We start from the raw sequence: 26,731 nt of genomic DNA on the forward strand, positions 1-26,731 counted from the left end.
TCCGCGGTGATAGTCTCGATCGGCACGCCTCCGTAGCTCAGGGGATAGAGCGTTGGTTTCCGGTACCAAAGGTCGCAGGTTCGATTCCTGTCGGGGGCACCAGTGAGCAGAAGGGCAGTCGAGGGTTCGACTGCCCTTCTGCGTACCCAGAGGTGTATCCATCGTGGGCACGGTCCGGCTCAGTCGGCGAGGTGGATGCCGAAATCGGTCCGCCCCGGATGGATGTCGCTGCGCAGCGACCGGGTGCCGCGGTAATCACCGTCGCGGAGCGCCCGGTAGCGACGCGGCGTCTCGCTGTCGAGCCCGGCGATGCGGGCACGCAGGCGCTCGGCCTCGCGGTCGACGCCCGCGGCATCCAACCCGTCGGCGTCGTAGACGACGTGAAGGTCGAGGGTTTCGATCCCGACGTACCAGAGCGCGCCGTGCGTCAGCGGGAACAGGAGCGAGTCGAGGTCGCCGCTGATTCCGCGCTCCCCGATCGAGCGCTCGTCCTCTCCCACCGTCACGACGACGAGCGCACGCCGGCCGGCCAGCCCGCCGTCACCGTAGCGCCGCGGGACACCGAGCTCCGGATCCATGTCGCCGTAGGCGAAGCCGTTGGTGAGCACGCGGTCGATCCACCCCTTGAGGATCGCGGGCGGCCCGTACCACCACAGCGGGAACTGCAGCACGAGCAGTTCCGCGGCAGCGAGCTTGCGCTGTTCCTCGAGCACGTCGTCCGGGAAGGGGACGCCGCCGTACTCGCCCCCCGCAGGGCCCGCCGCCCGCCCAAGCGTGACGTCGAGCTCACTGTCGGGGAACACCGGATTGAACCGCTGCGCGTACAGATCGGATGTCTCGACACTGCGCGTTCGCGACAGCTCGGCGACCCCGTCACGGAAGAGCCGGGCGTTGAAAGAGGTCGATCGCGGATGGGCGAGCACCCAGTGGGCGACGCCCGGCGCGGGCTCGTGCGAGATGGTCATGATTCCTCCGGTTCGGTGGCTGATGTCACGAGGGCGCGCAGGACGCGCGTGAGGGTGGAGCGCGCGGCCGCGGGACTCACGCGTTCGTCCAGCGCCGCCCGCGAGAGTGCGTCGCCGGCCCCGACGAGAGCCTGCGCGCCGGCGTCATCGAGACGAACGCCGCACGAGGCGAGCACGTCATCGCACAACGCGAGGTAGGCGCCTTGCGCCTCGCGCCGCACCTCGACGAGCATCGCGGATCCATCGAGCGCCGAGACGACGTCCGCCAGCTCGCGCCCCTCGGCCAGCGAGCAGTCGATGTAGGCTCCCGCGACGGCGCGACACACGGCATCGAGCGCGAGCGGCTCGTCGGCGAGCGCCGCGGTGAGAGCCGCCCGCTGCTGCTCCTCGAACTCCCGGTAGAGCTCGGCCAGGGCGCCCGCGCGATCGCCGAAGTGGTCGTACACGACGGGCTTGGTCACCCCCGCGCGCTCGGCGAGCCGACCCAGCGTGAACTCGTCGGTCCCGCGCTCGCGGATCAGCTCGCGAGCGACCGCCAGCAGCTGCGCGCGCCGCTCGCGCCGCGGCATCCGCCGCTGTCGCGCACCGTCGCTCATCACGCCTCCCGCTAAGTTACTACCAGTAGCTTAGTGGGGGTCTCGGCACGATGGGCGCTCACCTGGCAGTTCCCGCCGCCACATCGAGCGGGATGGGGCGGGACCTGCCAACTGAACGAGCTCGCGCCGTCGGGTCAACTCGCGGGCGCCACCAACTCCGCCTCAGCGGCGCCGGGCAGCACCTCGCGCAGCAGGTCGTCCAGTGTGACGACGCCGAGCAGACGGTCACCGTCGACGACCGTCGCGAGCTGCACATGACCCCGGCGCATACGCGCGAGCGCGTCGTACGCCGACGCATCGGGCGCGAGCACGAGCGCGTCACGGGCGATCTCGAGCGCCGGCGTCTCGGGAGCCACCGCGAGCGTGTCGCGAACGTGCGCGACGCGGCTCGAAGGCCCCTCCCCCACGAGGATGCGCAGGTGCGCGGAGGATGCGGCGGCCGCCTGCACATCGGCGGCACTGGCCGTCGCCGGCACCGCGGTGGGCACTCGGTCGGTACGGACGATGTCGCCGACCGTCAGCGACCCGAGGGCGATGGCGCGTGCGATCGGCTCGGAGTACTGCTCCTCGAGCGTTCCCGCGGCGCGCGAGTGCGCGACGATCTCGCGGATGGTGTCGGCGTCCTGACCGCCCGCGGCAGCCTTCTCGACGGGCTCGACACCCGAGGCCTTCACGAGCCGGTTGGCGATGTGATTGATCCACAGCAGGAAGGGACGCAGCGGCCAGGTCAGCGCACGGGCGGTGATGCCCGTCGCCTTCGCGGCCACCTCGGGGTGGGCGATCGCCCACGACTTGGGCGCCATCTCGCCGATGACGAGGTGCAGGAACGTCACCACGATGAGCGCCAGCATGAACGCGATGATGTCGGCGAGCACGTAAGGAAGTCCCCACTGCTCGAACACCGGAGCGAGCGCGTAGTCGATCGCGGGCTTCGTGATGGCACCGAGCAGGAACGTGCACGCCGTGATGCCGAGCTGGGCGAACGCGAGCATGACGGTCAGCTCGTTGACGCCGCGGAGAGCGGCACGCGCCGACGCGCTGCGGTCGGCCTCCTCTTCCAGGCGGTGGCGCCGAGCCGCGAGCAGCGCGAACTCGACGATGACGAAGAACGCGCTCGCCAGGATGAGCGCGATCGTGATGATCGTGACGACCCACCAGCTCATCGGGTGACCTCCTCGGTCGCGCCAGCCGCGACGACGGCATCGACGCCGACCTCGGGGCCGGCTTCAACGGCATCCAGATCCACCTCGTGCAGACGCACGACGAGCTCGGAGGGCACGAGACGGGCGACCTCGGCGACCTCGACATCCAGCCAGCGCTGCATCCGCAGCCCCTGCACCGTCTCGGACGCCCGCTCGGGCAGGTCGATGCGCACGACCGCGCCCTCGGGCGGCAGGTCACCGTGCTCGCTGATGATGAGACCTGCGATGGTCTCGGCGTCGTCGCGCGGCAGGTCGAAGCCGATCAGGCGCTCGACCTCGTCGAGATGGACGTCGCCGGGCAGACGCCAATGGTCCTCGCCGACGTTCACGATCTCGTGGACCTCGAGGTCGTGTTCGTCGGAGATCTCGCCGATGACCTCCTCGGTCAGATCCTCGATGGTGAGGATGCCGTCGAAGTTGCCGTACTCGTCGACGACGCAGGCGAGCTCGTTGCGCGTCTGCCGCATGCGGTCGAGGGCGACCGGCAGCTGCATCGTCGTCGGCAGCACCACCGCCTCGCGCATCATCGTCGAGACGGGCGCGTCGTCGTCGTGGCGGCCGCGGAGCAGGTCGATGAGCTCGACGACACCGACCGGGTCGTCCTCCTCGCCGATGACGGGATAGCGGGTGTGGCCGGTCGCCATGAGCACGCGCACCTCTCCGACGGTCGTGTCGGGCGAGATCGAGTCGATGCGCGAGCGCGGGACCATCGCGTGCTCGACGTCGCGCTGCGGGAAGTCGAGGATGCGGTCGATGATCATCGACAGATCGTCGGGCAGATCGCCGCTCGCGCGGGACTCCTCGATGATCGCTTCGAGGTCGCGCGCGGTCGCGCTCTCGTCGACATCTTCGAGCGGCTCGATGCGCAGCAGCCGCAGCAGGGCGTTCGCGGCGACATCGAACACCGTGATGAGCCAGCCGAAGAGCATCAGGTAGATGCGGGTCGGAACCGCGAGGGCGCGGGCCAGGGGCTCCGGGCTGGCGATGGCGAGGTTCTTGGGATACAGCTCGCCGAAGATCATCGTCACGATGGTGGCCAGCAGCAGCGCGCCCACCGTTCCGATGAGCACCGAGACAGCCGGATCGATGCCGACGCCGCCCAGCAGCGTGCCGATGGACTCGCCGATGAGGGGCTCCGCCACGTAACCGATCAGCAGGCCGGTGACCGTGATGCCGAGCTGCGCACCCGAGAGCATGAACGACGTGCGCTTGGTGATCGCGAGCACACGTGCCGCCTGGGCATCGCCCTTCTCGGCACGGGCGGCCATGCGCGACCGGTCGACGGACATGTACGCGAACTCCTGCGCGACGAAGAAGCCGCAGGCGGCGATGATCGCCAGTGTCAGCAGGATTCCCAACAGCAGCGTCAGGACTGCTTCGATCATTCGGATTCACCCCCTCTCTCAGCGAGGGGGTACGAAGATCGACCCTCCTGGTCGGTGGAGGAATGGCGATTGCTCACGGGTGTTCTTTCTCGATAGGGCACGGGTGGGCACTCACAGGATAGCGGGCCGTCGGCGAGACCGGGCCAAGGCCTGCGCGGCACGGGGCACCGGAACCCGCGCCGAACGATCCGCACCACGAAGCGTCGCGGACATGCGCGAAGAGACCACAGCTACAGTGACGGGCATGTCCGGGAAAAGGGTCGGTCGCCCGCGCGTCGAGGACATCACCGAGGAACTTCTCCGGGAAGGCGAGCGGGTCCTCGCCGAGGAGGGCTTCTGCGCTCTCACGGTCGACGGCCTCGTGAGCCGGGCCGGGTCGACGCGCCCCACCTTCTATCGGCGGTTTCGAAGCACGGCCCACCTCGCCGTCGCCGTCTTGTCTCGCCGATTCGAACCGGGGCCGCTGCCCGATACCGGCTCGCTTGCCGGCGACCTTCGGGCGGTCCAGCGGGAGGGGATCGCTGTGCTCTCCGACCCGGTCGCTCGAAACAGCGTGGTCGACCTCGTGGGGGTCGCAAGGACGGACGAAGATCTCTCGGCGCTGCTCGACGCGGAGTTCATCCGCCCGCGCCGCGCCCGCGTGAAGCAGGTGATCGATGCCGCTTTTGCGCGACGAGAGACCGAGCCCCCGCACGTGGATGCCGATCAGGTCTACGACATGCTGATGGGCCCCCTCATCACACGCATGTTCTTGCCGCCGTACGCCCCGCCCGACGACGCTCTCGCCGAGAGCAGCGTTCGTTCCGCGCTCACTCGGCTCGGGTCGGACGACCTCGCCCGCCCGTGAGTCGCGCCGGCCTGGGGGTCAGTCGCGGGTGAGCCCGCTGCCGTCAGCCGACATCCGGAACGACGCGGTCTCGTAGTCGTCCTCGAGTGAGAAGTTGATCTCGATGGGCCCCGACTTCTCTCCGGATGACACCGCTTCGGCGCCACCCCACGTGCGCATGACCGTCGCCCCCGCGTCATCGACGGGGAGCCCGCTCTGGGACGCAGCCTCTTCCATGGCCGGAAGAATGCCTGCAAGATCGACGTCTTCCCATGAGAACGCTTCCGTGGCCGACTTCGGTTGAATCGACACGGCGCCGGAATGCTCCACCTGACCACCGCGGTACATCCACCTGTCGGTATGCGTGGTGCCGGCGGTGACGGGAGCCTCGACGATGACGAAATCCGGGGTGACGTAGATCGAGCTCACGCGGTCGTGGCCGATCTCGCGTTCGAGGGCGGCCTGGGCCTGGGCGAGCGGCCCGGGCTGACGCATGTCGACGTGCGCCCTGCCGTCGAGCACCGCCTCGACGGTCTGTGCCACCGCCTCCCGATAGGGCGCGACGACAGCGACGGCCACCGCGACGGCGACAGCCGTGAACACGAGCAGGCGCAGCGGCCGGCCGCGTCTGCCCACGCCGATCAGCGGCCCCTTGCGGCGCCCGCCGGAGATCCGGGTGTGGCTCGCGATGGGGACGAACCCAACCGACGACCGATCGGGGACCGTGAGGTTGCCGACCTCAGACGGTGAGAGCTCACCGTCGACGAAGGCGACCTCGGGTCCGCCGTCGAGAAGGATGGCGACCTGGCGCTGAACTCCGGGCTGGAACGCGGGAAGCTCCGTCAGGACGACGACGGTGCGCAGAGTGGTCGCGTACGCCTCCCCCTGGATCGGCCGCACGGTCAGGTCGATCTCGCACAACGGCTGATCGTTGATCTGGGTACCGGTCTGCCGGATCGCATCGACGCGGGCGAGGCCGAGCCGCCGCGAATCGAGAGCGCGACGGAGATCGTCCTTCGATACCGCCACTCCCCCGGCCATCGATCGGCCGATGAGGATGAACGTCCCGCTGATGATCGCGACCGGAAGCGCGATGCTGATGATCGCCCAGCCGGCGTCCGGCGGCCCGACGTACTCGACCACCGCGCCACCGAGGAGCGCGCCGACAGCTGCGAAGAAGATCAGGCGGAGCACCATCCGACCCTATCGGCGGGATCTTTCGCGATCAGAATCCGCCAGGTCCGGTGGAGCCGCCCGAAAACGCGAAAATGCCCGGAGAGCAGGTCTCCGGGCACATCGATCGGGTCAGGACTTCTCGTCTTCTTCCGGTTCGAAAGTCGAGGCGGTTCCGGTGTGTCCGGCCGCGACGCCGTCCGGGTTGCTCGGGATGGTGCCGTCCTTGCCGAGACCTCCCGGCTCGCGCGTACCGTCGCCGTCGGTGTCGGCCGTGGAGACCTCGACGTCGGGTCCCTCGTAAGCGTTCTCGTCGGTCTCGCGACGGGTGTCATCGTTGCTCATGGCGTTCTCCTTCTCTTCGGCGACGGCCGATGCCGTCCGGTCTCAGATGAACGGAGCCAGTGCTCCGGCGGTCAGGGCGAGTGCGCCCGCGACAGCGCCCGAGGCGGTGGCCGTCATCCGCAGATGACGACGTGCGCGGGACTTCCGAGCCCGGTTTCCGGGCGCCTCGGTCGTCAGAAGCGAGTGCTGCGCTTCCTTCAGCGTTGCGAAGCGGCCGATGGGGGTGGCCTGACCGTCGAACGCGATGAAGTGCCCGTCAGAAGAGGTGTCGACGGATCCGACGAACTCCCCGTCGGTGGAGGCGACGTAGAAACCGGGGGCGACCGTCGACCAGGTGATCGTTCGGGCGGTGAGGATGCGCGGCGCTTCGGGGGCGCGCTCGAGCAGGGTCATGCTGCCGTCGCCAGCGCGCTCGGAGCGGTTGCGATGCTCTCGGCAGCGGCGGGAGCAGCGGCGATCGGGGCAGCAGGAGCCGCGTCGAAGTCCGCGAAGTCGACGACGAGGCCGGTGGAGGAAGTTGCCGCCCGTGCCATCTCGGTGAGCAGCGCCGAGTCGAGCTTTTCCATCTCCGCCCCGCCGAAGACGAAGCGGAGCGGGATCGCGGGCTGCAGCCAGATGGTCTGACGCCCCGCCGCGATGTCGGCGCCGTGACGCCAGGTGAGCGTGAAGCTCTCGGAGCGGCGGAGCTTGGTCGCGGTCAGCACCTTGAGGTGCGCGAGCAGGCGGTCCGGGATCTCGATCGACTCGGACGCGTTGCCGTAGAACAGCTGGCCCATTGTTGCTCCTCACAGATGCTGGATGACTTGTTGGGAACGCTACTAGTTGGGAAAGTATCTCGTCAAGTTAGATATCTGGTAAGGTAAAACGCATCAGCCAGGACCGCGGAGGTGTGCAGATGAGCGGCTTCTTCTACAACGACGATCGTCAGCGCGCGACCAGCGCGCTCGAGGCGTTGCGTCTCTACCAAGCGGCCGAGGCGGCGATGCGACGCCGCACGCGCGAGTCGATGTCGATGGGAGAGAACGAGCTGCTGGTCATCCGTCAGCTTCTGCGCGCGCAGTCGCGCAACGTTCCCGTGAAGCCGGGGGACGTCGCTAAGTACCTCGGCATCTCCACGGCCAGCACGACGAGCCTTCTCGACCGCCTCGAGTCCGCCGGCTACCTCCGTCGCGTGCCGCATCCGAGCGACCGGCGCAGCGTCTATCTCGAACCGACGGAACGCGCAGACGACGAGGTCCGTTCCACACTGTCGGCCATGCACGACCGTATGCATCAGGTGGCCGACGAGACCACGCCCGAGGCGACCGCGGCCGTGATCGACTTCCTCTCGCGGATGCAAGATGCGGTCGACTCCGTCGAACCGGCCCCTAGTCTGCAGCGCCAGCGCGGAGCAGCGCCGGCCGGCTGATCCGTCAGCTTCGACGCGGCTGGCAGGCGGGACACCACCACGTGCGCCGCTGTTCCGAATCGCCCGCGACCTCGGCGCGCACGAGGATGCGCGTCCCGCACCTGAGGCACGGTTTGCCGGCGCGGCCGGCCACCCAGTGCGCGCTCCCCCGACGCGCGGTGCCGGTGGTCACCTGATACATACCGGGCACTGTCGCGGAGAAGCGCAGAGCGCGCGCGGCACGGGCGACGAGCGACTCGAGGTCAGCGGTCGCAATGGGGTCGAACGGGTGGACACCCGAGAGGAACGCGAGTTCGTTCACCCAGAGGTTTCCCAGACCCGCGATGTTGCGCTGATCGAGCAGAGCGCCGGCGAACGTCCGATCCGGACGAGCATCGAGCCGCCGAAGGGCCTCGACGGCATCCCAGTCGTCGCGCAGCGGGTCCGGCCCCAGGTGACCGAGCGCAGTCGCGACGCCGTTCGCGCGCAGCAGTTCGACGACGGGCATGTCGATGCCCCACAGCGTCGCGCCGTCGTCCAACTCGGCTCGCACACGCACGGCCGGCTGCACGCGCACGGGAACGACGCGCCCCGAACGGGTGACCGTCCACGACCCCTGCATCAGAAGATGCGTGTGGAGTGCGAAATCGGGATCCAGCCAGGTGATCAGATGTTTGCCCCGGGTCTCGAGCCCCGCGATCCGCCAACCGGCGAGGGATGTCCCGGCCGCCGGGCCAGAGCGCAGTTCTCCGGACGAGATCGTCCGATCCACGACCTGAGGCCGGAGCCGGGCTGCCATGCGGAAGACGCTGTCACCTTCCGGCACGGGCTCCCCCGGACATCACGCCGACCTCATTCCTCCAGTCTGCCGCGGGCGCCTAGCCTCGGCTCCGAGAACCGTCAACTGCTCGAAAAACGCTTCGGAAGCGATGACGATGTGGGCATGACTGAGATCACCGCCCACAAGGGCCTCTTCAACGACATCGAGCTGCACGTCGACGACACCGGCGGATCGGGTCGCCCGGTCGTGCTGATCCACGGCTGGCCGCTGTCGGCGGAATCGTGGTCCGAGCAGATTCCCGCGCTCACCGCCGCCGGGTACCGCGTCGTCGCCTACGACCGCCGCGGCTTCGGGCGCAGCGACAAGCCTCGCTCGGGCTACGACTACAACACGTTCGCTCAGGACCTGGCATCCGTCCTCGACACCCTCGACCTGCGCGACGTGACCCTGGTCGGCTTCTCGATGGGAGGCGGCGAAGTCGCCCGTTATGTCGCCAATCACGGCCAGGATCGGCTGCGGAGCGTCGTGTTCGCCGCCGCGGTGCCGCCGTACCTCGCGCAGACGCCCGATAACCCGGAGGGCGCGCTCACACAGGAGGCCGCCGACGAAATGGAGAACGGCCTCCGCGCGGATGAAGCGACCTTCTACGACGGCTTCACGACCGCCTTCTTCTCCGTCGACAGCGAGCTCAAGGTCACGGAGGAGCAGCGCCAGGAGGCCCTCGCGCTCGCGCGCCAGGCCGACCACCACGCGGCACTGAAGTCGATGGAGGCGTGGGCGACGACCGACTTCCGCCGCGATCTGGCCGCGGTGACCGTGCCCGCGCTGATCATCCACGGCGACGGCGACGGCACCGTCCCCTTCGAAGGCTCGGGCAAGCGGACCCACGAGCAGCTTCCGGGCAGTGAGCTGGCGCTCATCGAAGACGCACCTCATGGCCTCAACGTGAGCCACGCCCGCGAGTTCAACGACGCCCTGCTCGCCTTCCTCGCGAAGTAGGCCTGCTCCGCTCGACGACGATGGGCCGTCCCGCAGCAGCGGCGACGGCCCATCGTGGCGTAGAGGCCCGAAGACTCAGAGGTCCAGCTTCTCGTTGCGGCCCTCATAGGTCTCACCGGTGATCTTCGACTTGATCAGGCCGATGGCGGTCGCGATGCGTCCGCCGGCACTGCTCCAGTACTCCCCCGAGATCGCGTCGACCCGCAGCAGCGTGATGCTGGGGTCGTCCGGGCCGTCGGGGAACCAGGCCTCGAGAGTGCTCGACCAGTAGTGTTCGAGGCGAGCGCGGTCGTCGACGACAGTCGCCTCACCGGCGAGCGAGACCCACGCGTCGTCCTTGCTGAGGGCGACGCCGACGGCGGGCCGCGAGGCCACGTGCGTCGCGACGGACGATCCGCGGTCGACGACGAACCAGAGGTCTCCGTCGAACTCGGCCTCCTGCACCGTCAGCGGGCGCGCTGTGAGCTTCCCCGATTCGTCGACCGTCGTCACCATGGCGAACCGGAACTCGGGCAGCAGCTCCGCCAGGATCGCGCGGGGGTCTTCGTTGTCACTCATCGTTTCTCCTTCGATCTGGCGTGGTCGTCATCCGATCTGGCGTGGTCGTCATCCGTGGGTCCAGGCTCGCACCGGGACCAGCCCTCGGTCGCCGTCTTGACAGCCGACTCGATGCGCGACAGTCGCGCGACCCCTCAACCGCCCGAGGGGTTCTCGAGCGGCTGACCGTCGCCATCGGTCGTCGTGTCGGCATCTCCACCATGGCCCTCCGGTGCGGGCTCGTCGGGCGCCGCGCTCGGAGCCCCCGGAAAGGCCGATGCCCCGCCGGTGGCGGTTCCGGTCTCGATGTCGTCGCCGGGGATGTCGGGACGCTCTCGGTCACTCATGTGTTCGTCCTCTCGTCGTTGCGTGACCGCGACGCTACGCACCGAGCCGGCGCGGACCGAGGGTATTGACACACGTGAGGCACGGATCATCCCGCAGGGGGATGCTTCTCAGCCGATCGACCGACGCGTCGCAGGGCCACCGCTTCGTAGCGTCGAACTGTGACCGCCGCTCCCCTCTCTCCCCTCGACCGCATCCACCTCGCCGCCGGCCGCGGTCGCGCCCTGCTCGGCTCGATCCTGGGCAACATCGCCATCCTCGGCATCATCGCCCTAGCGGCGCTCGTCGTGCCGATCGCCGCCGCTCTCGTCTTCGGTCCCGCGCTCCTCGCTCGGCTGTGACCCTCGCGCCGCAGTCCTGCTCGTGGCCGGAACGAGCTTCAAGCCGATGACAGCGACCACGATGCCGGCGATGAAGACCACCTTGCCCGGAGCGAACGCCTCAGCGCCCGTCGCGATCGACCAGGTCACGGTCAGCGCCGCGCCCACCCCCACCCAGACCGCGTAGGCCGTACCGATCGGAATGTGCTTCATAGCGCGTCCGAGCCCGAGCATGCTGAGCAGCAGACCGATGGCGAACACGACACTCGGCACGGGGTGGCGTAGCCCGTCCGATTCGCCCAGGGCCGTCGCCCAGACAGCCTCGCAGACCGCGCTGGCGAGCAGGATCGTCCATGCACGCGTCATGTCAGCTCACCACCTTGAGGCCGACGACGCAGGCGACCAGGAGCAGAAGCAGGAGGATGCGCGCGGTCGACGCGCGCTCGCGACGGGTCACCATCGCCCACACGACAGTGAGCGTCGCTCCGACCCCGACCCAGACGGCGTAGGCGGTGCCGGTCGGCAGCTCGGTCATCGCGTATGCGAGGCCCGCCATGCTCGCGGCGAGCGCGACGACGAAGAGCGACGCGGGCCGTTTGCGGCGGAATCCCTCGGATGCCGCGAGCGCGGCAGCCCATACCGCCTCGAGGACGCCGGCTGCGATCAGGATCACCCATGCCATGACAGACCTGTCCGAGTCAGTCTTGTCCGTTGCGGGTACTGCTCCCTCGTCCGCGGGCCCCGCGTCGGGGCCCCGCGACCCAGCGTAGCCGCGGGTCAGGGCGCCGGGACGAGGAACAGCGCGTCGAGGAGACCCGGATTGTGCGCGTGGACGAGCACGCCGAAGACGACCGCGTCGAAGAGAAGGTGCACCGTCACGACGTAGGTGAGCGACCGCGTGCGCAGGAAGATGTAGCCCTGCAGGAGCGCGAACGGGATGGTCAGCACCGGTCCCCAGGCGCGGTAGCCGAGCTCCCAGAGGAATGAGACGAACACGATCGTCTGCAGGACGTTGGCCGAGACATCGGCGAAGTGCCGCCGGAGCAGCGCGAAGCAGGTGCAGATGAAGAACAGTTCGTCCCAGATGCCTACGGCGCCGACGCCGACGAAGAGGCGCGCGATGAGGTCGGGGGTGTCGACGACGGGCCAGTTGGTGTAAACGCCCGACGTGATGAAGTAGAACGGCAGGATCAGCCAGCCGAGCACGAGGACCGCGGCGAGCCAGACCCACTGGAAGGTGGTCCAGCGCCCTCCGCCGCGCCAGGGGAAGCGGATGGCGTGATCGCGATACACGAAGCGCGAGACGAGGTACGGCAGCAGCACCGCCCCGCCCAGCGCGAGGGTGAAGCGCAGCATCGCGAGGTTGTCGAGCTCGGCCTTCAGGTCGATGAGGCTCACGACGACGAGACCGAGGGCGATCAGGGAGAGATCGCGCGCCAGCGAGGGCCGCGTCTCCTCACCCACCCGCCAGCGGTCGACGCCGAGAGCCGAGACGAGCCCCAGGACCAGCAGCGTCCACCCGAGCCAGGGCTGCAGCAGCACGAAGAACGCCGGCGCCGCCAGGCAGACCAGAAGGGCGGGCACGGTGCTCGCCGAGACGACGGGGCGGGCGGCCAGTCCCGGGTGCGTCTTCACGGCGTCCGCCCTCCGTCAGACCGCGTCGGTACGGCGATAGGCGAGGTCGCGGATGTCGCGCCCCTTGGCGATGCCCTTCCGCTCGAAGGCCGTCATCACGCGGCCCTCGAAACGCGGCGCCCAGTCATCCTCGAAGTCGGGGACGAAGCCCGCGGCATCCCCCATCACCTCGCGCATCTGGCGCGCGTAGTCCTCCCAGTCGGTCGCGAGTCGGAGCACGCCCCCGGGCTTGAGCGCCCGCGCCGCCAGCGGCGTGAAGTCGGGCGAGATGAGGCGCCGCTTCGTGTGACGCGTCTTGTGCCACGGGTCGGAGAAGAAGATCCAGAGCTCGTCGACGGATGCCGCGGGCAGCAGGTGCTCGAGTACCTCGGGCGCGTTCGCTTCGACGAGGCGGAGGTTCCGCACGCCCGCACGATCGGCGTCGAGCATGGTGCGGGCGAGCCCCGCCCGGAACACCTCCACGGCGAGGAAATCCGTCTCCGGCGCGGCCTGTGCAGCCGCGACGATCGCGTGCCCCTGGCCGGAGCCGATCTCGACCACGAGCGGCGCACTGCGACCGAACAGCGCGGCGGGGTCGACCTCCGAGCCCGGCCGGACGCTCAGCACAGCCTGATCCCGTTCGACGGGGACGTTGTAGAAGCCGCCGAGCTGGTTCCAGGCGCGCTCCTGTCCGTCGCTCATCCGCCCGCTGCGGCGGGCGAACGACACGGGCCGCTCGCGGTAGCGGGGTTCGTCACCGGTGTCGGGCGCGTCGGTCTGCGGCATGAGTCCAGGGTATCGAGCGACGGGAGGTGCGCCGAGCGGACCCGGGGCGTCAGGCCGTGACGAAATCGATGAGCTCCTCGACCCGGCCCAGCAGCGCAGGATCCAGGTCGCGGTACGTCCGAACCGATCCGAGAATGCGCTGCCAGGCATGCGCGATGTCGGCCTGGTCCTCGGCGGGCCAGCCGAGCGCCCGGCAGACGCCGGTCTTCCACTCGATGCCCCGCGGCACCTGCGGCCACGCGCGGATGCCGACGGCCTCGGGGCGCACGCACTGCCAGACGTCGATGTGGGGGTGCCCGACGATCCTGAGGTGGGCACCGTGCGGACCACGCAGGATCTGCTCCGCGATGCGGGTCTCCTTCGAGCCCGCGACCAGATGGTCCACGAGCACCCCGTAGCGACGCTCGGCAGAGGGCGGCTCGTCTCGGAGGAGGTCCTCCAGCAGGTCGATCCCCTGCAGGTACTCGACCACGACGCCCTCGACGCGGAGGTCGGCGCCCCAGACCTTCTCGACGAGTTCGGCGTCGTGTCGTCCCTCGACCAGGATGCGCGACGCGCGTGCCACGCGCGCCCGTTGCTGCGGCGCGACGAACGACCCCGAAGCGGTACGCAGCCGACCCGCGGGCTGTGCGGCCTTCGGAGCGACGAGCTTGACGGGCTCGCCGTCGACGAGGAAGCCGCCCCCGAGCGGGAACAGACGCACCTTGCCGAGGCGGTCCTCGAGTTCCACGTTCCCGCCGCGGACGGCCACGACCGCTCCGCAGTAGCCGTCGGCCGCCACCTCGACGACGAGATCGGGATCGGCGGGCACCTCCGGCACCACCTTGCGTCCGGCATCGCGCCATCCGGCTGCGAGCACATCGGTGCCGTATCTGTCGTCCATGGTTCCTCCCGCCTCGCGCCCCGTCGGGCCGCGGGTCAGCGTAACCGCGGCCGTTCCCGTCGCCGGGTATCCGCGCCGCGATTCCGCTGGCCGCTGATTCACAGTCCCGGCATAGGCTCAGGCACGACGCCCTCAATAGAGTGGAGACGAGGCCGGTCCTCCGACCTCGGAAGGGGAACGGATGCGCGTGCTCCGAGCGGTGACGCTCTCGATCCTGGCGAGCCTGATGTTCGTCGCGGGCGGCTCCGCCGCGGCCTGGGCGACCGACCCGGTCGACCTCGGCTCGGGACGCGTCGTGGATCACGCCGACGCGCTGACTCCAGGCGAAGAGCGTGCCGTCGACGAGAGGCTCACCGCGTTGAGCTCGGAGGCGGGCATCGACCTGTGGGTCGTGTACGTCGACGCGTTCACCAGCCCGTCCGACGCCGAGGGCTGGGCCAACGCGGTCGCCCAGCGCGGCGGCCTCGGCGTGGACCAGTACGTACTGGCGATCGCGACCGAGCAGCGAAACTTCTACCTGTCGGGCGACACCAACGGCCCCGTCGACGGCGAGACGCTCGGCGACATCGAGACGCGCGACATCCTTCCAGAGCTCCGGTCGGAGGATTGGGGCGGCGCCGCGTTCGCCGCCGCCGGCGGACTCGCGGCGGCGGTCGGTGGATCCGGCGGCGGATCCGGCGGCGCGACGGGCGGCTCGGGCATGTCGGGCCTGACGATCGTCCTCGGAATTCTCGCGGTCGGTGCCGTCATCGCCGTCATCGTCGTCCTGGTGCGCCGTCGTCGGGCGGGCGCCGGCCCCGGCTCCGCCCGTGGCGCGGCCGCCGAGCCGATCGAGGAGCTCGCCCGGCGCTCCGCCAGCGCGCTCGTGGCAGCCGACGACGCCATCCGGACGAGCGAGCAGGAGCTCGGCTTCGCGACGGCGCAGTTCGGCGACGAGGCGGCAACCGCTTTCGCCGAGACCCTGGCGCAGGCACGCCGAGACCTCGACGAGGCGTTCACGCTGCAGCAGCGCCTCGACGACGATCAGCCCGACACCGAGGCGGACGTCCGCGCGGTCCACACCCGCATCCTCGAGCTGTGCGCGCACGCCGACTCCGAGCTCGACGCGCGCGCCGAGGAGTTCGACCGTCTGCGCGACCTCGAGCAGAACGCCCCCGAAGCGCTCGTTCGCATCCAGCAGGAACGCGGCGCCGCCGGAACCGGGCTCGACGGAGCGGTCGCCTCTCTCGAGCGGCTTCGATCGGCGTACGCCCCCGAGGAACTCGCCACCATCGGCGACAACCCCGAGCAGGCGCGCAGCCGCCTCGACTACGCCGACGAGCAGCTCGCGACGGCGCAGCGTGCGATCGCCGCGGGCGACGGCGCTGCGGCGGCCGTGTCATTGCGTGCCGCCGAAGGAGCCGTCGCGCAGGCCGCTCAGCTGGAGGCCGCGGTCGAGAAGGTCGCCGCGGATCTCGCCACCGCCGAGCGCGACGCTGCGGCGCTCATCACGGACCTCGAACAGGACGTTGCGGCAGCGGTCGGCGTACCCGACCCCGACGGCACGCTCGCCGCGGTCGCCTCCGCCACCCGGCAGCACATCGACGCCGCCCGTTCCCAGCTGACCGGCGAGCACCGTCGCCCGCAGGCCGCGTTGTCCACGCTGCTGGGCGCGAACTCGGCGATCGACGCCGCGCTGGCCGGAGCCCGGGATGCCGCGCAGCGAGCCGCCCGCGCGCGACAGACGCTCGAACAGCAGCTGCAGCAGGCCCGGGCGCAAGTATCGGCCGCCGAGGATTACATCGGCACGCGACGCGGAGCCGTCGGGGCGACGGCCCGCACGCGAGTCGCCGAAGCTCGCGCGTCGCTCGACCGGGCGGAGGCGACCGCGCAGATCGACCCCGAGCGCGCGCTGGCCGACGCAACACGTGCGACGCAGCTGAGCGGACTCGCGATCGACGCGGCACGCACCGATGTCGGCGGCTTCGCAACCGGCTCCCCCGGATCGAACTCGAACGGCATGATGGGTGCCATGATCGGCGGCATGGTGCTGAACTCGCTCCTCGGGGGCGGGTCGTCCGGACGCCGCTCGTCGGGCTTCGGCGGCAGCGGCTTCGGCGGCGGCTTCAACGGCTCGCGCGGCGGGTTCGGCGGCGGTTCACGCGGTCGCAGCGGCGGCGGCGGGTTCGGTGGCGGCCGCTCTCGGCGCGGCGGCGGCCGATTCTGACGACTTCTCCCTCTTCCCGACCACCCACGAAAGGAACCCCGATGGCAAAGCAGTCCATCTTCGGTCGCATCTCGACGCTCGTGAAGGCGAACATCAACGCCCTCCTCGACCAGGCCGAGGACCCGCAGAAGATGCTCGACCAGCTCGTGCGGGACTACACCAACTCGATCGCCGACGCGGAGTCGGCGATCGCCGAGACGATCGGCAACCTGCGCCTGCTCGAGCGCGACCACCAGGAGGATGTCCAGGCCGCGGCAGAGTGGGGCAACAAGGCCCTCGCCGCGAGCCGGAAGGCCGACGAGCTGCGCGCGGTGGGCAACACCGCCGACGCCGACAAGTTCGACAACCTCGCGAAGGTCGCGCTGCAGCGTCAGATCAGCGAGGAGAACGAGGCCCGGACCATCGCGCCGACGATCGCGACCCAGACCGAGGTCGTCGAGAAGCTCAAGGACGGCCTCAACGGCATGAAGGTCAAGCTCGACCAGCTCCGCGCGAAGCGCTCCGAGCTGCTCGCGCGCGCGAAGACTGCCGAGGCGCAGAACCGCGTCCACGACGCCGTCAAGTCGATCGACGTACTCGACCCGACGAGCGAGCTCGGACGCTTCGAAGACAAGGTCCGCCGCCAGGAGGCGCTCGCCGCCGGCAAGCAGGAACTCGCCGCCTCGAGCCTCGACGCGCAGTTCGAGAGCCTCGAGGACGTGGGCCAGCTCACCGAGGTGGAGGCGCGACTCGCCGCGCTGAAGACGGGCGGAGCCGCCGGCGCCATCGAGCGCTGAGTGCCGATGTCGACGCCCGGGCCGGCTCTGCCGCCCGGGCGTCGACGCTCGAACCGCTGAGAACGCCCGACGAAGGACGAAGGAATGACCCGATTCATCGTGGTCCCGCAATGGCAGGGCTCGCCCTCAACTCGATCGATGACGCTGATCGACGGCGCTGACGCGATCGCGGGCGACCTCCCGCGCAGCGCGACCGTCCGGGTCGACGTGCCGATCGAGGCCGGCGAGGCGCTCGGCAGCGGCATCCGGCGGTTCAGCTCGCTCCAGCGCACCCGCGACCTGGTCACGGCCGCCCTCACCGAGGCCGACGGTGCCGCGGACGGCGCGAGCCCGAGCGGCCACGTGCTGGTCGTCGGCGGCGACTGCGGAGTGGCCGTGCCGGCGATCGCGCATGCGGCCGCGCTGCATCCCGACATGGCCGTCGTCTGGTTCGACGCGCACGCCGACCTGCATACCCCCGAATCGTCCTCCTCGGGTGCGTTCGCGGGGATGGCCCTGCGCGCGGTGTTCGAGACGACCCCGTTGTCACCGGATGCCGCGGTGCCCGCCGATCGCATCGTCCTTGCGGGCGCCCGCGAGTTCGACGACGCAGAGACCGATGCGGCGAAGATCGCGGGTCTGACGCATCTCGGCGTCGACGATCTGGCCGATCCCGCCCGTCTGGCGGACGCGGTCGCTGCCACCGGCGCCGGCTCGGTCTACGTTCACGTCGATCTCGACGTCCTCGACCCCGCGGCGATCACGGGTGTGAGCACGGCCGTGCCGTTCGGAATCGACATCCCAACCCTCACCAACGCGATCGGCATCCTGCGCGGGCGGTTCTCGTTCGCCGGAGCGTCCGTCTCCGGATTCGCTCCGCCGCATCCCGAGGCCGTCGTGGACGACATGGGCTCCGTGCTGCGGGTCGTCGGGGCTCTGGCGTGAGCAGCGTCCGGATGCCGCCCGCCGGATGGCGGCAGCGAGCCGACGCGGCGGTCGCGCGAGGCGCGGCGGTGGACCGGCTCATCCCCCGGATGCTGCTGGACTCCCCCGTCAGCGAGTTCGGCGCCCGGGCGGGCACCGCCTTCGGGTTCGTCTGGGGCACGCTGTGGTCGACCGGCCGCGTCGAGCGACGTCAGGGGCTGTGGGTCTTCCGCGGGATGCCGGAATGGACGTTCGGCCGCGGGGGCGTCTGCGTCGGGTCGTGCTTCCTGACCGGCGACCGTGAACCGAGCGAGCGGATCCTCACGCACGAGGCCGTGCACGCTCGGCAGTGGCGGCGATACGGGCTCCTCATGCCGTTGCTCTACCTGATCGCGGGCCGCGATCCCCTGCGCAACCGATTCGAGATCGACGCGGGACTGGCCGACGGCAACTACATCCCCCGGCGCGCCGAGAGCCGCTGACGGACCTCAGCGGGCGGTCGCGAGCCCGAAGCGCTCGGGCGTGTGAATCGACGCGGCGGTCATTCCGCAGCGCGCGGTGAGGTGATCGACGATGTCGACCGTGCCGAGGAACCCGCCCAGCAGGTGCACGCGCGTCGCCTTCGCGGCATCCGTGCACAGCATCTCGTCGGCCCACGCGGTGACCGCGCGAGAGAGCGCCTCGCCCGACCCGCAGCCCCGGCCCGAACCCGGAGCACCGGTTCGGCGTGAACGGTCGAGCCAGGTCACGACCATGCGGGCCGGCGCCGACACGGTGCCGATCCAAGCGGCGTCGGGCACCTCGATGAAGACCCGGCCGATCGAGCACAGCGGCAGGGTGGCGAGGAGCGCCTCGAGCTCGGCGAGCGAGTGCTCGTCGGCCGTCACCAGGTGCTGCACCCGGACGTGCTTCGAGGCGCGGCAGGCGGCGGCGCTGTGGAGCTCGGTCATGATGACTCCACTATACCCGCGGTGTAGGCATGCCTTACCTACGTAGCCGAAACCGGACGGCCCCCCGAGGTCTCACATCAGGATGATGCGGCGCAGCTCGGCGAGCTCGTCGTCGGCGAGTCCATGCGACCGGAGGTAGTCGGCCGGGGAACCGAATCGCTCGCGCAGGTCGGCCAGGAGCGCGCGCATCACCGGCGCCGGCGACCGCGTGGCCAGGTCGACCAGCTGCGGGGCGTCGGGGTGGTGCGCGCGGAGATACGCGAGGATCGGCGCGTTGCGCTCGGCCGGCAGCAACGTCTCCGTGCGGGCGTAGTCGTCGACGACGGCATCCTCGTCCACTCCCGCTGCCGCGAGGATCATCGCGATCGTCACTCCGGTGCGGTCCTTGCCGATCGTGCAGTGCACGAGCACCGGCTGATCGGCGATGACCCCGCGGACGACCTCGAGCACGCGCGGAGCCGAGTCGTCGATGAGCGAACGATACATCGACTCGAGCGACATGTCGGCGCGGAACAGCGAGGCGACCGACCCCAGGAACAGCGGCACCCGCTGGGTCTCGATGGAGAGATCTCCGAGGACCGTGGGCTCGGAGCGCACCTCGTCGTCGTCGCGCAGGTCGATGATGCGACGCAGCCCGAGCGCGCCGAGAGCGCGGCGCCCGGCGTCGTCGACGCGGAAGAGGTTGCCCGAACGGTAGAGCACGCCCGATCGTGTCGAGGTGTTTCCCGCCCGCAGGCCGCCGGTGTCGCGGAAGTTCAGGGCTCCCGGCACCGACAGCGATGCCGCGCCGCTCATCCGCCGGGACGCGGGAGCGGCGGCACGGGGTACCGGCCCGCGATCGTCAGGCGATTGAACGCGTTGATCGAGATGAAGAGCCAGCTCAGCGCGACGTACTCCGCCTCGGAGAAGACCCCGCCCACGCGGTCGTACAGCTCGTCCGAGACGCCCTCGTCGGCGATGTGCACATACGCCTCGGCGAGCTCGAGAGCCGTACGCTCGCGTTCGTCGAAGACCCCCGACTCGCGCCAGGTGGCGAGCTGGGCGATCTCGTCGGCCGTCACACCGGCAGCCACCGCCCGACCCACATGCACACGCACGCAGTAGGCGCAGCCGTTGAGCTGCGAGCTGTGGACGAGCGCGAGCTCTTTCAGACGCTCGTCGATGCCGGCATCCTGCGCGATGGTCCCGACCGTGCGGGCGAACGCGTCGAGCGCGTCGTAGGCCGGACGAGCCGCCTTGGCGAGATGGATGCGCCGCTCCGGATTCATGCGTCAACCCTATCCACCGCCCTCCCCCGTCGCGGGAGAATGGTCCCTCCCCGATGCGAAGGATCACCGTGCACGACGACACGTTCGACGAGTTCTCGTTCCTGCCCGTCCAGGCCGCTGAGGCCGGCGTTCCGACACCCGCGGCCGAGCGGCTGTTCACCTTCGCCCCTGACGGGCGACCGGTCAGCGCGCTCCGACTCGGCGACGGCGAGCCCGAGGTCACCCTTCTTCACGGGGCCGGCCTCAACGCCCATACGTGGGATCGCACCGTCCTCGCGCTCGGGCGGCCGGCGCTGGCGATCGACCTGCCGGGACACGGTGACTCCGCGTGGCGCGACGACGCCGACTACACGGGACGGACGCTCGCGGCCGACATCGCACCGGCGCTCGCGCAGTGGACGACGACTCCGCAGGTCGTGGTCGGGCAGTCGCTCGGCGGCCTCACGGCCGCGGCCCTCGCCGCAGCGCACCCCGAGCTCGTGCGTGCCCTCGTGATCGTCGACATCGCGCCCGGGCTCGACCCCGCCGGAGCCGCGTCGCAGATCCGGCGGTTCTTCGCCGGACCGACAAGCTGGGCCTCTCGCGCGGAGATGGTCGAGCGTGCACTGTCGTTCGGGCTCGGCGGAGACCGCACCGCGGCCGAGCGCGGCGTCTTCCTCAACTCGCGCGTGCGCGACGACGGCCGCGTGGAGTGGAAGCACCACTTCGCACGCATCGCCAACGGGCTCGCCGGCGACCCCGGCGCCGCGGCCGCGGCATCCGAGCGGCAGGATGCGCTGGCTCCGGCCCTCGCGGCATCGGGCTGGGATGACTTCGCCGCCGTGGCGGCGCCCATCACGCTCGTACGGGGCACACGGGGCTATCTGACCGACGCCGACGTCGATCGGTTCGGCGAGCGCCTTCCCGCAGCGCGCATCGTCACGGTGGAATCGGGCCACAACGTGCAGGAGGAGCTCCCGACCGAGCTCGCCCGCATCATCCGCGACGCCGCCACCGCCTGACTCCCCCGCATACTGCGGGCTTTGTGCCGTCAACAGGCGGAGCCGACGTCACGGGCACCCGGGCGCCGCAGGAGGGTTGTTCAGCCTGTCAACGGCCGCGGCGCCGCGGCGAAGCCGTGCTGCGGTGCCGCCGACAGGCTCAACGCGCGCGTGGCCCAGCTGCGTCGCGCGATTCAGCTGTTCATCCTGGCGACGGAACCCCCGCGAACAGCGGGCATCGCCGGGTTGGAGGGCGCGTCTGGTCGGCGGAGATCGGCCCGGTCTGCGCTACTGCGGCGAGCTCCACCGGCCAAGCCGTACCGCCGACAGGCTCAACCGGCCTGCGGCCGTCTCACCCGCCCCGCAGCCCGCGCTCAGCCTGCGCACGGCCCGCTCTCGATGAAATAGGGAGTCGCCGTGCGACGCTGGACGTCGGTGAATGCGTCTCGCGGTCGTGGCGGACCCTAGGCTGTATGCCGCACTGAGTTCGCGGACGCGCATCGGACAGCAACGATGCCACCGCCCTTGCGAAAGGAACCCTCCTCCACATGCTCCGCCGCACCACCGTGACCGCCGCCGCACTGCTGGCTGCAGGCACCCTCCTCCTCGCCGGCTGCACCGGGTCGACCGAGCCCGGGCCGTCCGCCACCATGGGCGCCCCTGACCCGGACGCCAGCGTCAACATCCGCCTGGTGCTCGAGCCCTCGAACCTCGACATCCGGCAGACCGCGGGCATCTCGCTCGATCAGACGCTCATCGACAACGTCTATCAGGGCCTCGTCGCCCGCACCGCGGAGGGCGAGATCGTCGACGCGCTCGCCAGCGCCCACGAGGTTTCCGCAGACGGCTTGACCTACACGTTCACGTTGCGTGAGGGAGTCACCTTCCACGACGGCCAACCCCTCACGCCTCAGGATGTCGTGTCGTCGCTGACCACCCGGCAGGCCACCGCCGAATGGGCGGACAGCGAACGACTCGCCAACGTCACGTCGGTCACCGCCGACGGGCAGAAGATCGTGCTGACGCTGTCGCAGCCCGACTCGTCGCTGCTGTGGAACCTCACGGGCCGCGCGGGCATCATCCTCAAAGAGGGCGACACCGTCGACTACAACACCGCCGCCAACGGCACCGGCCCGTTCCGCCTGGCCAACTGGCGCCAGGGCGCCAGCCTGACGCTCGAGCGGAACGAGGCGTACTGGGGGGATGCGGCTCAGGTAGCCGACGTCACGTTCGACTTCATCCCCGACAACCAAGCAGCCATCAACGCCGCTCTCGCCGGCGAGATCGACGTCGTCGTCGGCTTCGACGCGAACCTCGCCGATCAGGTCGAGGGCGGCGGCGACTTCGTCGTCGAGACCGGCAGCGCGACCGATAAGAGCGTGCTCGCGATGAACTCCACGTCGGGGCCCCTGGCTGATGTCCGGGTGCGCGAGGCGATCCGAACCGCCATCGACCACGACGCGATCGTCGAGGCCGTCGGTGCAGGGCAGACGCTCTATGGTCCGATCCCCGAGGCCGACCCCGGATACGAGGACCTCTCGGATGTCGTCTCCTACGACCCTGAGGCAGCCCGGGCGCTGCTGAGTGAGGCCGGCGTCAGCGATCTCGCGCTGACCCTGACCATCCCGTCGGCCTACGGCACGACGCTCCCGCAGATCCTGGTCTCCAACTTCAACGACGTCGGGATCGACCTCAAGGTCAACCCCGTCGACTTCGGCACCTGGCTCAGCGACGTGTACACCAATAAGGACTACGAGCTCAGCGTCGTCAACCACGCCGAGCCGCGCGACTTCGAGAACTGGGCGAATCCCGACTACTACTTCACCTACGACAACGCCGAGGTGCAGGATCTCTACGCGCAGTCGCTGCTCGCGACGGACGAGCAGTCCGCCGATGACCTCCTGAAGAAGGCCGCGCGGATCGTGTCCGAGGACCACGCCGCCGATTGGCTCTACAACTGGGCTTCAGTGGTCGCGGTCGCCACGAACGTCTCGGGTATGCCCGTCGACAACGTGAACGCGCGCATCAACCTCGCCGAGATCGCCAAGAGCGACGGGTGATCCGTTACGCGCTGACGCGACTGGCCCTGCTGTTGCTGGGTCTGGTCGTCGCCAGCGTGCTGATCTTCGTGACGTTGCGGGTTCTGCCCGGCGATGTCGCGCAGCAGATCGCCGGAACCAACTCCACGCCGGAGCAGGTCGCGGCGCTGCGTGAACGCCTCGGTCTCGACGTGCCGTTGCCTACGCAGTACCTCGAATGGGTGTCGGGGCTGCTGCGCGGCGACCTCGGCACGTCGCTGGTGACGGGCTCGCCGGTCGCGGCCGAACTCGCGGCCAAGGCCCAGGTCACCGTTCCCCTCGGGCTCATGTCGATGTTCGTCGCACTGATCATCGCGCTTCCCTTCGGCGTGATCGCGGCCATCCGTCGCGGCCGCGCCGACGGCACGGCGCTCTCGTTCGGCGCGCAGGCGATCGCCGCCGTACCCGTGGTCTGGGCGGGCATGATGCTGGTCGTCGTGTTCGCGATCTGGCTTGGCTGGCTGCCCGCGCAGGGCTTCCCGCGCGGCGGGTGGGGCGACCCGGCGCGGGCCTTCGCCGCACTGATCCTTCCCGCGGTCACCATCGGCGTCGTCGAGGGCGCGATGCTGATGCGGTTCGTCCGCAGCGCCACGCTCTCGGCGATGGGGCAGGATTTCGTCCGCACCGCAGCTGCCAAGGGACTCACGCGCCGTGCCGCGCTGCTTCGCCACGGCCTGCCGACGGTCGGCCTGTCGATCATCAGCGTCCTGGGCTTGCAGGTCGCGGGCATCGTCGTGGGAGCGGTCGTGATCGAGCAGCTGTTCACCCTGCCGGGTATCGGCCGGATGCTGGTCTCGGATGTCGGCCTGCGCGATCTGCCGAAGGTCCAGGGCGAGCTCCTCGCGCTCACGGCGGTCGTTCTCGTCGTCGGTTTCATCGTCGACCTCGTGCATCGCGGTCTGGATCCGAGACAGCGGGAGGCCTCATGAACGACCGGCTGCCGTGGCTGCGGCGACTGTGGTCGCTTCCTGCCGGCCGTTTCGGGCTCATCGTGGTCGTCACCATCGGGGTCGTGGCCGCGGTCTCGCTCGTCTGGACCCCGTTCGACCCGCAGCGGGTGGACATCCCGGCGCGGTGGAGCCCGCCGAGCTGGCCGCATCTGCTCGGCACCGACGCGTCGGGTCGCGACATCCTCTCGCTGCTGATCGCGGGGGCGCGCACGACGGTCCTCGTCGCCGCAGGCGCGGGCGTCGTCGCCACGCTGATCGGTATCGCACTCGCCTGCCTCGGCGCGCTCACCCGCCGCTGGACCCGCGAGGTCGTCGCCGTGCTCGTCGACATCCTGATCGCTTTTCCCGTGCTGCTGATCGCGATGATGATCTCGGCGGTGTGGGGTGGCTCACTGTGGGTGGTCGTCATCTCCGTCGGCATCGGATTCGGCGTCAACATCGCGCGCGTCACCCGGCCGGAGCTGCGCCGCACGCTGCACAGCGATTTCGTGCTCGCGGCGCGCGCCAACGGCCTCACGCCGTCGCAGATCGCCCTGCGCCACCTGCTCCCGAACGTCGCGCCCGTCTTCATCGTGCAGCTGTCGTGGGGCATGGCGGTCGCGGTCCTCGCCGAGGCGGGCCTGAGCTACCTCGGTTTCGGCGCTCCCCCCACGCAGCCCTCGTGGGGGCTGCTGCTGAGCGAGCTGCAGACGTACCTGACGGCGCATCCGCTGAGCGTCGTGTGGCCGGGGCTCGCGATCACGATCACCGTGCTGGGACTCAACCTCCTCGGCGACGGTCTGCGCGAGGCGACCGACCCGACGCTCGCCCGGCGGCGCTCCCCCGCCGCATCGCATACTCCGGCGGTGGTCGCATGAGTCTCGAGGTCGAGGGCCTGTCGGTCGTGCTCGACGGGCGCCGCGTGGTCGACGACGTGTCGTTCGGCGTCGCCGACGGCGCGCGGGTCGGGCTCATCGGGGAATCGGGGTCGGGCAAGTCGCTGACCGCCCTGGCTGTGCTCGGGCTGCTTCCCGACGGCGCCGAGGTCGAGGGCAGCATCCGGTGGAACGGGCGGGAGCTGATCGGCCTGCCGGACCGCGAGCTGGCCGCTCTCCGCGGCGAGCAGATCGGCATCGTCTTCCAGGAGCCTCAGACCGCCCTGAACCCGCTGCGGACGGTGGGCCGGCAGGTCGCGGAGCCCCTGCGCATCCACGGCCGCGCCGGCCGGCGTGAGGCTCTCGCACGGGCTCAGGCCGATGCTGATCGGGTGAGGCTCCCCGAGGGCGCGCTGCGCCGCTACCCGCATCAGCTCTCGGGCGGCCAGCGCCAGCGGGTGGCGATCGCCATGGCCCTGGCCGCTCGGCCGCGCCTGCTCATCGCCGACGAGCCGACGACCGCGCTCGACGTGACGATCCAGGCCGAGATCCTGGCGCTCCTGGGAGAGCTGGTCGAGAACGACGGGATGTCGCTGCTGTTCATCACCCACGACCTCGCCGTGCTGTCTCAGGTCGCGTCGGAGGCGGTCGTGCTCGAGCATGGTCGCGTCGTCGAGGACGGCACGGTCGCCGACCTGCTCACCGCTCCGCAGTCGGAGGTCACCCGTGGCCTGCTCCGCGACGCGACGGCCACGGTCTGGCGGCCGGAGGGAGACGCATGACAGGCGAGGTGCTCATCTCGGCGCGCGGCCTGAGCAAGCGCTATCGGGTGCGCGCCGGCGGTGCGGGTGCGCCACGACGCGAGACCGTCGCGCTCGACGACGTGGACGTCGATGTCCGCTCGGGCTCGGCGCTGGGGATCATCGGCGAATCGGGGTCGGGCAAGTCGACCCTCGTGCGGCTCCTCCTGGGCCTCGACACGCCCTCGACGGGAACGGTGACGATCGACGGGCGTCCCGTGGACGCCCGCGCGTCGGCTCGCAGCCTGCACTGGCTCCGCCGACGGACCGGCATCGTCTTCCAGGACCCGTACGCCTCGCTCGATCCCCGCATGAGCGTCGGCCGCATCATCGCTGAGCCCCTGTGGGCGCTCGACATTCCCGGCGACCGCCGCGCGCGCGTCCACGAGGTGCTGTCGGACGTCGGACTGGATGCCGACGCGGCGGAGCGCTACCCGCACGAGTTCTCGGGGGGTCAGCGCCAACGCATCGCGCTCGCCCGCGCGATCGCGCACCGCCCGGCGATCCTCGTCGGCGACGAGCCGCTGTCGGCGCTCGATGTGACGGTGCGGGCGCAGATCCTCGAGGTCTTGCGCCGTCTGCGTGCGGAACAGGGGATGACGCTGCTGCTGGTCTCGCATGACATCGGCGTGGTCCAGAACCTCTGCGACGAGGTCATCGTGATGACCGAGGGGCGCATCGTCGAGGAGGGCCCCACCGAGAAGGTGCTGCTCCAGCCGCAGGCGGCCTACACGCGTCGCCTCCTCGCCTCGGTGCCCGTGATCGACCCGCATCGCACGCAGGACTAGACGTCCCCTTCCGCACTCGATGTCGGTGACCGCC

Annotated in this window: 33 protein-coding genes, 1 tRNA gene and 1 riboswitch; of the genes, 15 read left to right on the plus strand and 19 right to left on the minus strand. The window is 70.3% G+C overall.

Annotation, left to right across the window (positions count from 1 at the left end):
- Positions 1-26 precede the first annotated feature (26 nt).
- Positions 27-102, plus strand: a tRNA-Arg gene (locus P6897_RS11880).
- Between the two features lie 77 nt (positions 103-179).
- Here P6897_RS11880 and P6897_RS11885 read toward each other — a convergent pair.
- The 4 genes from P6897_RS11885 to P6897_RS11900 form a co-directional block, all read right to left on the minus strand.
- The gene (locus tag P6897_RS11885) at positions 180-965 is read right to left on the minus strand and encodes an NAD(P)H-dependent oxidoreductase (protein WP_282501322.1); all 786 of its coding nucleotides are present in this window, start codon (positions 963-965) and stop codon (positions 180-182) included.
- Complete coding sequence (locus tag P6897_RS11890; RefSeq protein ID WP_274178811.1) at positions 962-1,561, minus strand: TetR/AcrR family transcriptional regulator; 600 nt, start codon at positions 1,559-1,561, stop codon at positions 962-964. The genes P6897_RS11885 and P6897_RS11890 overlap by 4 nt, the downstream gene beginning before the upstream one ends.
- A 134-nt stretch (positions 1,562-1,695) precedes the next feature.
- Complete coding sequence (locus P6897_RS11895) at positions 1,696-2,724, minus strand: CNNM domain-containing protein (protein WP_112617286.1); 1,029 nt, start codon at positions 2,722-2,724, stop codon at positions 1,696-1,698.
- On the minus strand, positions 2,721-4,148 hold the full coding sequence (locus P6897_RS11900; RefSeq protein WP_282501323.1) for a hemolysin family protein: 1,428 nt from the start codon (positions 4,146-4,148) through the stop codon (positions 2,721-2,723). The genes P6897_RS11895 and P6897_RS11900 overlap by 4 nt, the downstream gene beginning before the upstream one ends.
- A gap of 244 nt (positions 4,149-4,392) precedes the next feature.
- On the opposite strand from P6897_RS11900, the gene P6897_RS11905 reads away from it, so the two are divergent.
- Positions 4,393-4,995, plus strand: a complete 603-nt coding sequence (locus P6897_RS11905; RefSeq protein ID WP_274178813.1) for a TetR/AcrR family transcriptional regulator — start codon at positions 4,393-4,395, stop codon at positions 4,993-4,995.
- An 18-nt stretch (positions 4,996-5,013) separates the two neighbouring features.
- On the opposite strand, the gene P6897_RS11910 is transcribed toward P6897_RS11905, so the two are convergent.
- From P6897_RS11910 to P6897_RS11925, 4 genes are all read right to left on the minus strand, one after another.
- Positions 5,014-6,171: a hypothetical protein gene (locus tag P6897_RS11910; protein WP_282501324.1), complete on the minus strand. Its 1,158-nt coding sequence runs from the start codon at positions 6,169-6,171 to the stop codon at positions 5,014-5,016.
- A 108-nt stretch (positions 6,172-6,279) separates the two neighbouring features.
- A complete protein-coding gene (locus P6897_RS11915) occupies positions 6,280-6,492 on the minus strand; it encodes a hypothetical protein (RefSeq protein ID WP_114588477.1) in 213 nt (70 codons plus the stop codon).
- 42 nt (positions 6,493-6,534) lie between these two features.
- Positions 6,535-6,885 carry a peptide ABC transporter permease gene (locus tag P6897_RS11920; protein ID WP_274178815.1) on the minus strand — a complete coding sequence of 117 codons (351 nt, stop codon included), beginning with the start codon at positions 6,883-6,885 and terminating at the stop codon, positions 6,535-6,537.
- Positions 6,882-7,268, minus strand: a complete 387-nt coding sequence (locus P6897_RS11925) for a hypothetical protein (RefSeq protein WP_274178816.1) — start codon at positions 7,266-7,268, stop codon at positions 6,882-6,884. The genes P6897_RS11920 and P6897_RS11925 overlap by 4 nt, the downstream gene beginning before the upstream one ends.
- 119 nt (positions 7,269-7,387) lie before the next feature.
- Between P6897_RS11925 and P6897_RS11930 the strand changes: the two genes are divergently transcribed.
- The gene (locus P6897_RS11930) at positions 7,388-7,900 is read left to right on the plus strand and encodes a MarR family transcriptional regulator (protein WP_282501325.1); all 513 of its coding nucleotides are present in this window, start codon (positions 7,388-7,390) and stop codon (positions 7,898-7,900) included.
- Positions 7,901-7,904: 4 nt separating this feature from the next.
- Here P6897_RS11930 and P6897_RS11935 read toward each other — a convergent pair whose 3' ends face one another.
- A complete protein-coding gene (locus P6897_RS11935; RefSeq protein ID WP_282501326.1) occupies positions 7,905-8,678 on the minus strand; it encodes a DNA-formamidopyrimidine glycosylase family protein in 774 nt (257 codons plus the stop codon).
- 144 nt (positions 8,679-8,822) lie between these two features.
- Here P6897_RS11935 and P6897_RS11940 point away from each other — a divergent pair, with 144 nt between their 5' ends.
- Positions 8,823-9,659 carry an alpha/beta hydrolase gene (locus P6897_RS11940; RefSeq protein WP_282501327.1) on the plus strand — a complete coding sequence of 279 codons (837 nt, stop codon included), beginning with the start codon at positions 8,823-8,825 and terminating at the stop codon, positions 9,657-9,659.
- A gap of 75 nt (positions 9,660-9,734) precedes the next feature.
- Here P6897_RS11940 and P6897_RS11945 read toward each other — a convergent pair whose 3' ends face one another.
- Together P6897_RS11945 and P6897_RS11950 are read right to left on the minus strand one after the other, a co-directional pair.
- Positions 9,735-10,217 carry a pyridoxamine 5'-phosphate oxidase family protein gene (locus P6897_RS11945; protein ID WP_274178820.1) on the minus strand — a complete coding sequence of 161 codons (483 nt, stop codon included), beginning with the start codon at positions 10,215-10,217 and terminating at the stop codon, positions 9,735-9,737.
- A 134-nt stretch (positions 10,218-10,351) separates the two neighbouring features.
- Positions 10,352-10,543: a hypothetical protein gene (locus P6897_RS11950; RefSeq protein ID WP_274178821.1), complete on the minus strand. Its 192-nt coding sequence runs from the start codon at positions 10,541-10,543 to the stop codon at positions 10,352-10,354.
- Positions 10,544-10,702: 159 nt separating this feature from the next.
- On the opposite strand from P6897_RS11950, the gene P6897_RS11955 reads away from it, so the two are divergent.
- Positions 10,703-10,882, plus strand: coding sequence for a hypothetical protein (locus P6897_RS11955; protein WP_112617295.1), 180 nt, complete (start codon positions 10,703-10,705; stop codon positions 10,880-10,882).
- Here the strand turns inward: P6897_RS11955 and P6897_RS11960 are convergent.
- The 5 genes from P6897_RS11960 to P6897_RS11980 form a co-directional block, all read right to left on the minus strand.
- A complete protein-coding gene (locus P6897_RS11960) occupies positions 10,814-11,227 on the minus strand; it encodes a multidrug efflux SMR transporter (RefSeq protein WP_282501328.1) in 414 nt (137 codons plus the stop codon). The genes P6897_RS11955 and P6897_RS11960 overlap by 69 nt on opposite strands.
- Before the next feature lies 1 nt (position 11,228).
- Positions 11,229-11,543: an SMR family transporter gene (locus P6897_RS11965; RefSeq protein WP_114588482.1), complete on the minus strand. Its 315-nt coding sequence runs from the start codon at positions 11,541-11,543 to the stop codon at positions 11,229-11,231.
- 10 nt (positions 11,544-11,553) lie between these two features.
- Positions 11,554-11,619, minus strand: a riboswitch (guanidine-III (ykkC-III) riboswitch).
- 19 nt (positions 11,620-11,638) lie between these two features.
- Positions 11,639-12,496: a CPBP family intramembrane glutamic endopeptidase gene (locus P6897_RS11970; RefSeq protein ID WP_274178823.1), complete on the minus strand. Its 858-nt coding sequence runs from the start codon at positions 12,494-12,496 to the stop codon at positions 11,639-11,641.
- A gap of 15 nt (positions 12,497-12,511) precedes the next feature.
- Positions 12,512-13,261, minus strand: a complete 750-nt coding sequence (trmB, locus tag P6897_RS11975; RefSeq protein ID WP_274178824.1) for a tRNA (guanosine(46)-N7)-methyltransferase TrmB — start codon at positions 13,259-13,261, stop codon at positions 12,512-12,514.
- 49 nt (positions 13,262-13,310) lie between these two features.
- A complete protein-coding gene (locus P6897_RS11980) occupies positions 13,311-14,144 on the minus strand; it encodes a DUF3097 domain-containing protein (RefSeq protein WP_269267769.1) in 834 nt (277 codons plus the stop codon).
- A 181-nt stretch (positions 14,145-14,325) separates the two neighbouring features.
- Between P6897_RS11980 and P6897_RS11985 the strand changes: the two genes are divergently transcribed.
- From P6897_RS11985 to P6897_RS12000, 4 genes are all read left to right on the plus strand, one after another.
- Positions 14,326-16,350, plus strand: a complete 2,025-nt coding sequence (locus P6897_RS11985; RefSeq protein WP_274178826.1) for a TPM domain-containing protein — start codon at positions 14,326-14,328, stop codon at positions 16,348-16,350.
- A 41-nt stretch (positions 16,351-16,391) separates the two neighbouring features.
- Complete coding sequence (locus tag P6897_RS11990; RefSeq protein ID WP_112617301.1) at positions 16,392-17,126, plus strand: PspA/IM30 family protein; 735 nt, start codon at positions 16,392-16,394, stop codon at positions 17,124-17,126.
- Positions 17,127-17,210: 84 nt separating this feature from the next.
- The gene (locus tag P6897_RS11995) at positions 17,211-18,050 is read left to right on the plus strand and encodes an arginase family protein (RefSeq protein ID WP_274178827.1); all 840 of its coding nucleotides are present in this window, start codon (positions 17,211-17,213) and stop codon (positions 18,048-18,050) included.
- An 11-nt stretch (positions 18,051-18,061) separates the two neighbouring features.
- Complete coding sequence (locus P6897_RS12000) at positions 18,062-18,511, plus strand: Fe-S oxidoreductase (protein WP_282502592.1); 450 nt, start codon at positions 18,062-18,064, stop codon at positions 18,509-18,511.
- Positions 18,512-18,517: 6 nt separating this feature from the next.
- Here P6897_RS12000 and P6897_RS12005 read toward each other — a convergent pair whose 3' ends face one another.
- The 3 genes from P6897_RS12005 to P6897_RS12015 all read right to left on the minus strand — a co-directional run bounded on the left by P6897_RS12005 (position 18,518) and on the right by P6897_RS12015 (position 20,247).
- Positions 18,518-18,979, minus strand: coding sequence for an SIP domain-containing protein (locus P6897_RS12005; RefSeq protein WP_282501329.1), 462 nt, complete (start codon positions 18,977-18,979; stop codon positions 18,518-18,520).
- Between the two features lie 72 nt (positions 18,980-19,051).
- On the minus strand, positions 19,052-19,774 hold the full coding sequence (locus P6897_RS12010; protein WP_282501330.1) for a tyrosine-protein phosphatase: 723 nt from the start codon (positions 19,772-19,774) through the stop codon (positions 19,052-19,054).
- The gene (locus P6897_RS12015; protein WP_274178830.1) at positions 19,771-20,247 is read right to left on the minus strand and encodes a carboxymuconolactone decarboxylase family protein; all 477 of its coding nucleotides are present in this window, start codon (positions 20,245-20,247) and stop codon (positions 19,771-19,773) included. The genes P6897_RS12010 and P6897_RS12015 overlap by 4 nt, the downstream gene beginning before the upstream one ends.
- A 68-nt stretch (positions 20,248-20,315) precedes the next feature.
- Between P6897_RS12015 and P6897_RS12020 the strand changes: the two genes are divergently transcribed.
- From P6897_RS12020 to P6897_RS12045, 6 genes are all read left to right on the plus strand, one after another.
- Positions 20,316-21,248, plus strand: coding sequence for an alpha/beta hydrolase (locus P6897_RS12020; protein ID WP_282501331.1), 933 nt, complete (start codon positions 20,316-20,318; stop codon positions 21,246-21,248).
- Positions 21,249-21,775: 527 nt separating this feature from the next.
- Positions 21,776-23,287: an ABC transporter substrate-binding protein gene (locus P6897_RS12025; protein WP_274178832.1), complete on the plus strand. Its 1,512-nt coding sequence runs from the start codon at positions 21,776-21,778 to the stop codon at positions 23,285-23,287.
- On the plus strand, positions 23,284-24,234 hold the full coding sequence (locus P6897_RS12030; RefSeq protein WP_274178833.1) for an ABC transporter permease: 951 nt from the start codon (positions 23,284-23,286) through the stop codon (positions 24,232-24,234). Before P6897_RS12025 ends, P6897_RS12030 begins: the two co-directional genes overlap by 4 nt.
- Positions 24,231-25,112 carry an ABC transporter permease gene (locus P6897_RS12035; protein WP_274178834.1) on the plus strand — a complete coding sequence of 294 codons (882 nt, stop codon included), beginning with the start codon at positions 24,231-24,233 and terminating at the stop codon, positions 25,110-25,112. Before P6897_RS12030 ends, P6897_RS12035 begins: the two co-directional genes overlap by 4 nt.
- Entirely contained in the window at positions 25,109-25,891 is a 783-nt protein-coding gene (locus P6897_RS12040) for an ABC transporter ATP-binding protein (RefSeq protein WP_274178835.1), read from the plus strand. Before P6897_RS12035 ends, P6897_RS12040 begins: the two co-directional genes overlap by 4 nt.
- On the plus strand, positions 25,888-26,697 hold the full coding sequence (locus P6897_RS12045; protein WP_269267780.1) for an ATP-binding cassette domain-containing protein: 810 nt from the start codon (positions 25,888-25,890) through the stop codon (positions 26,695-26,697). The genes P6897_RS12040 and P6897_RS12045 overlap by 4 nt, the downstream gene beginning before the upstream one ends.
- Positions 26,698-26,731: the final 34 nt, after the last annotated feature.

Origin of the sequence: Microbacterium sp. BDGP8 (assembly GCF_029991045.1) — a bacterium.
In the GTDB taxonomy this organism is placed as follows: Bacteria; Actinomycetota; Actinomycetes; order Actinomycetales; family Microbacteriaceae; genus Microbacterium; species Microbacterium plantarum.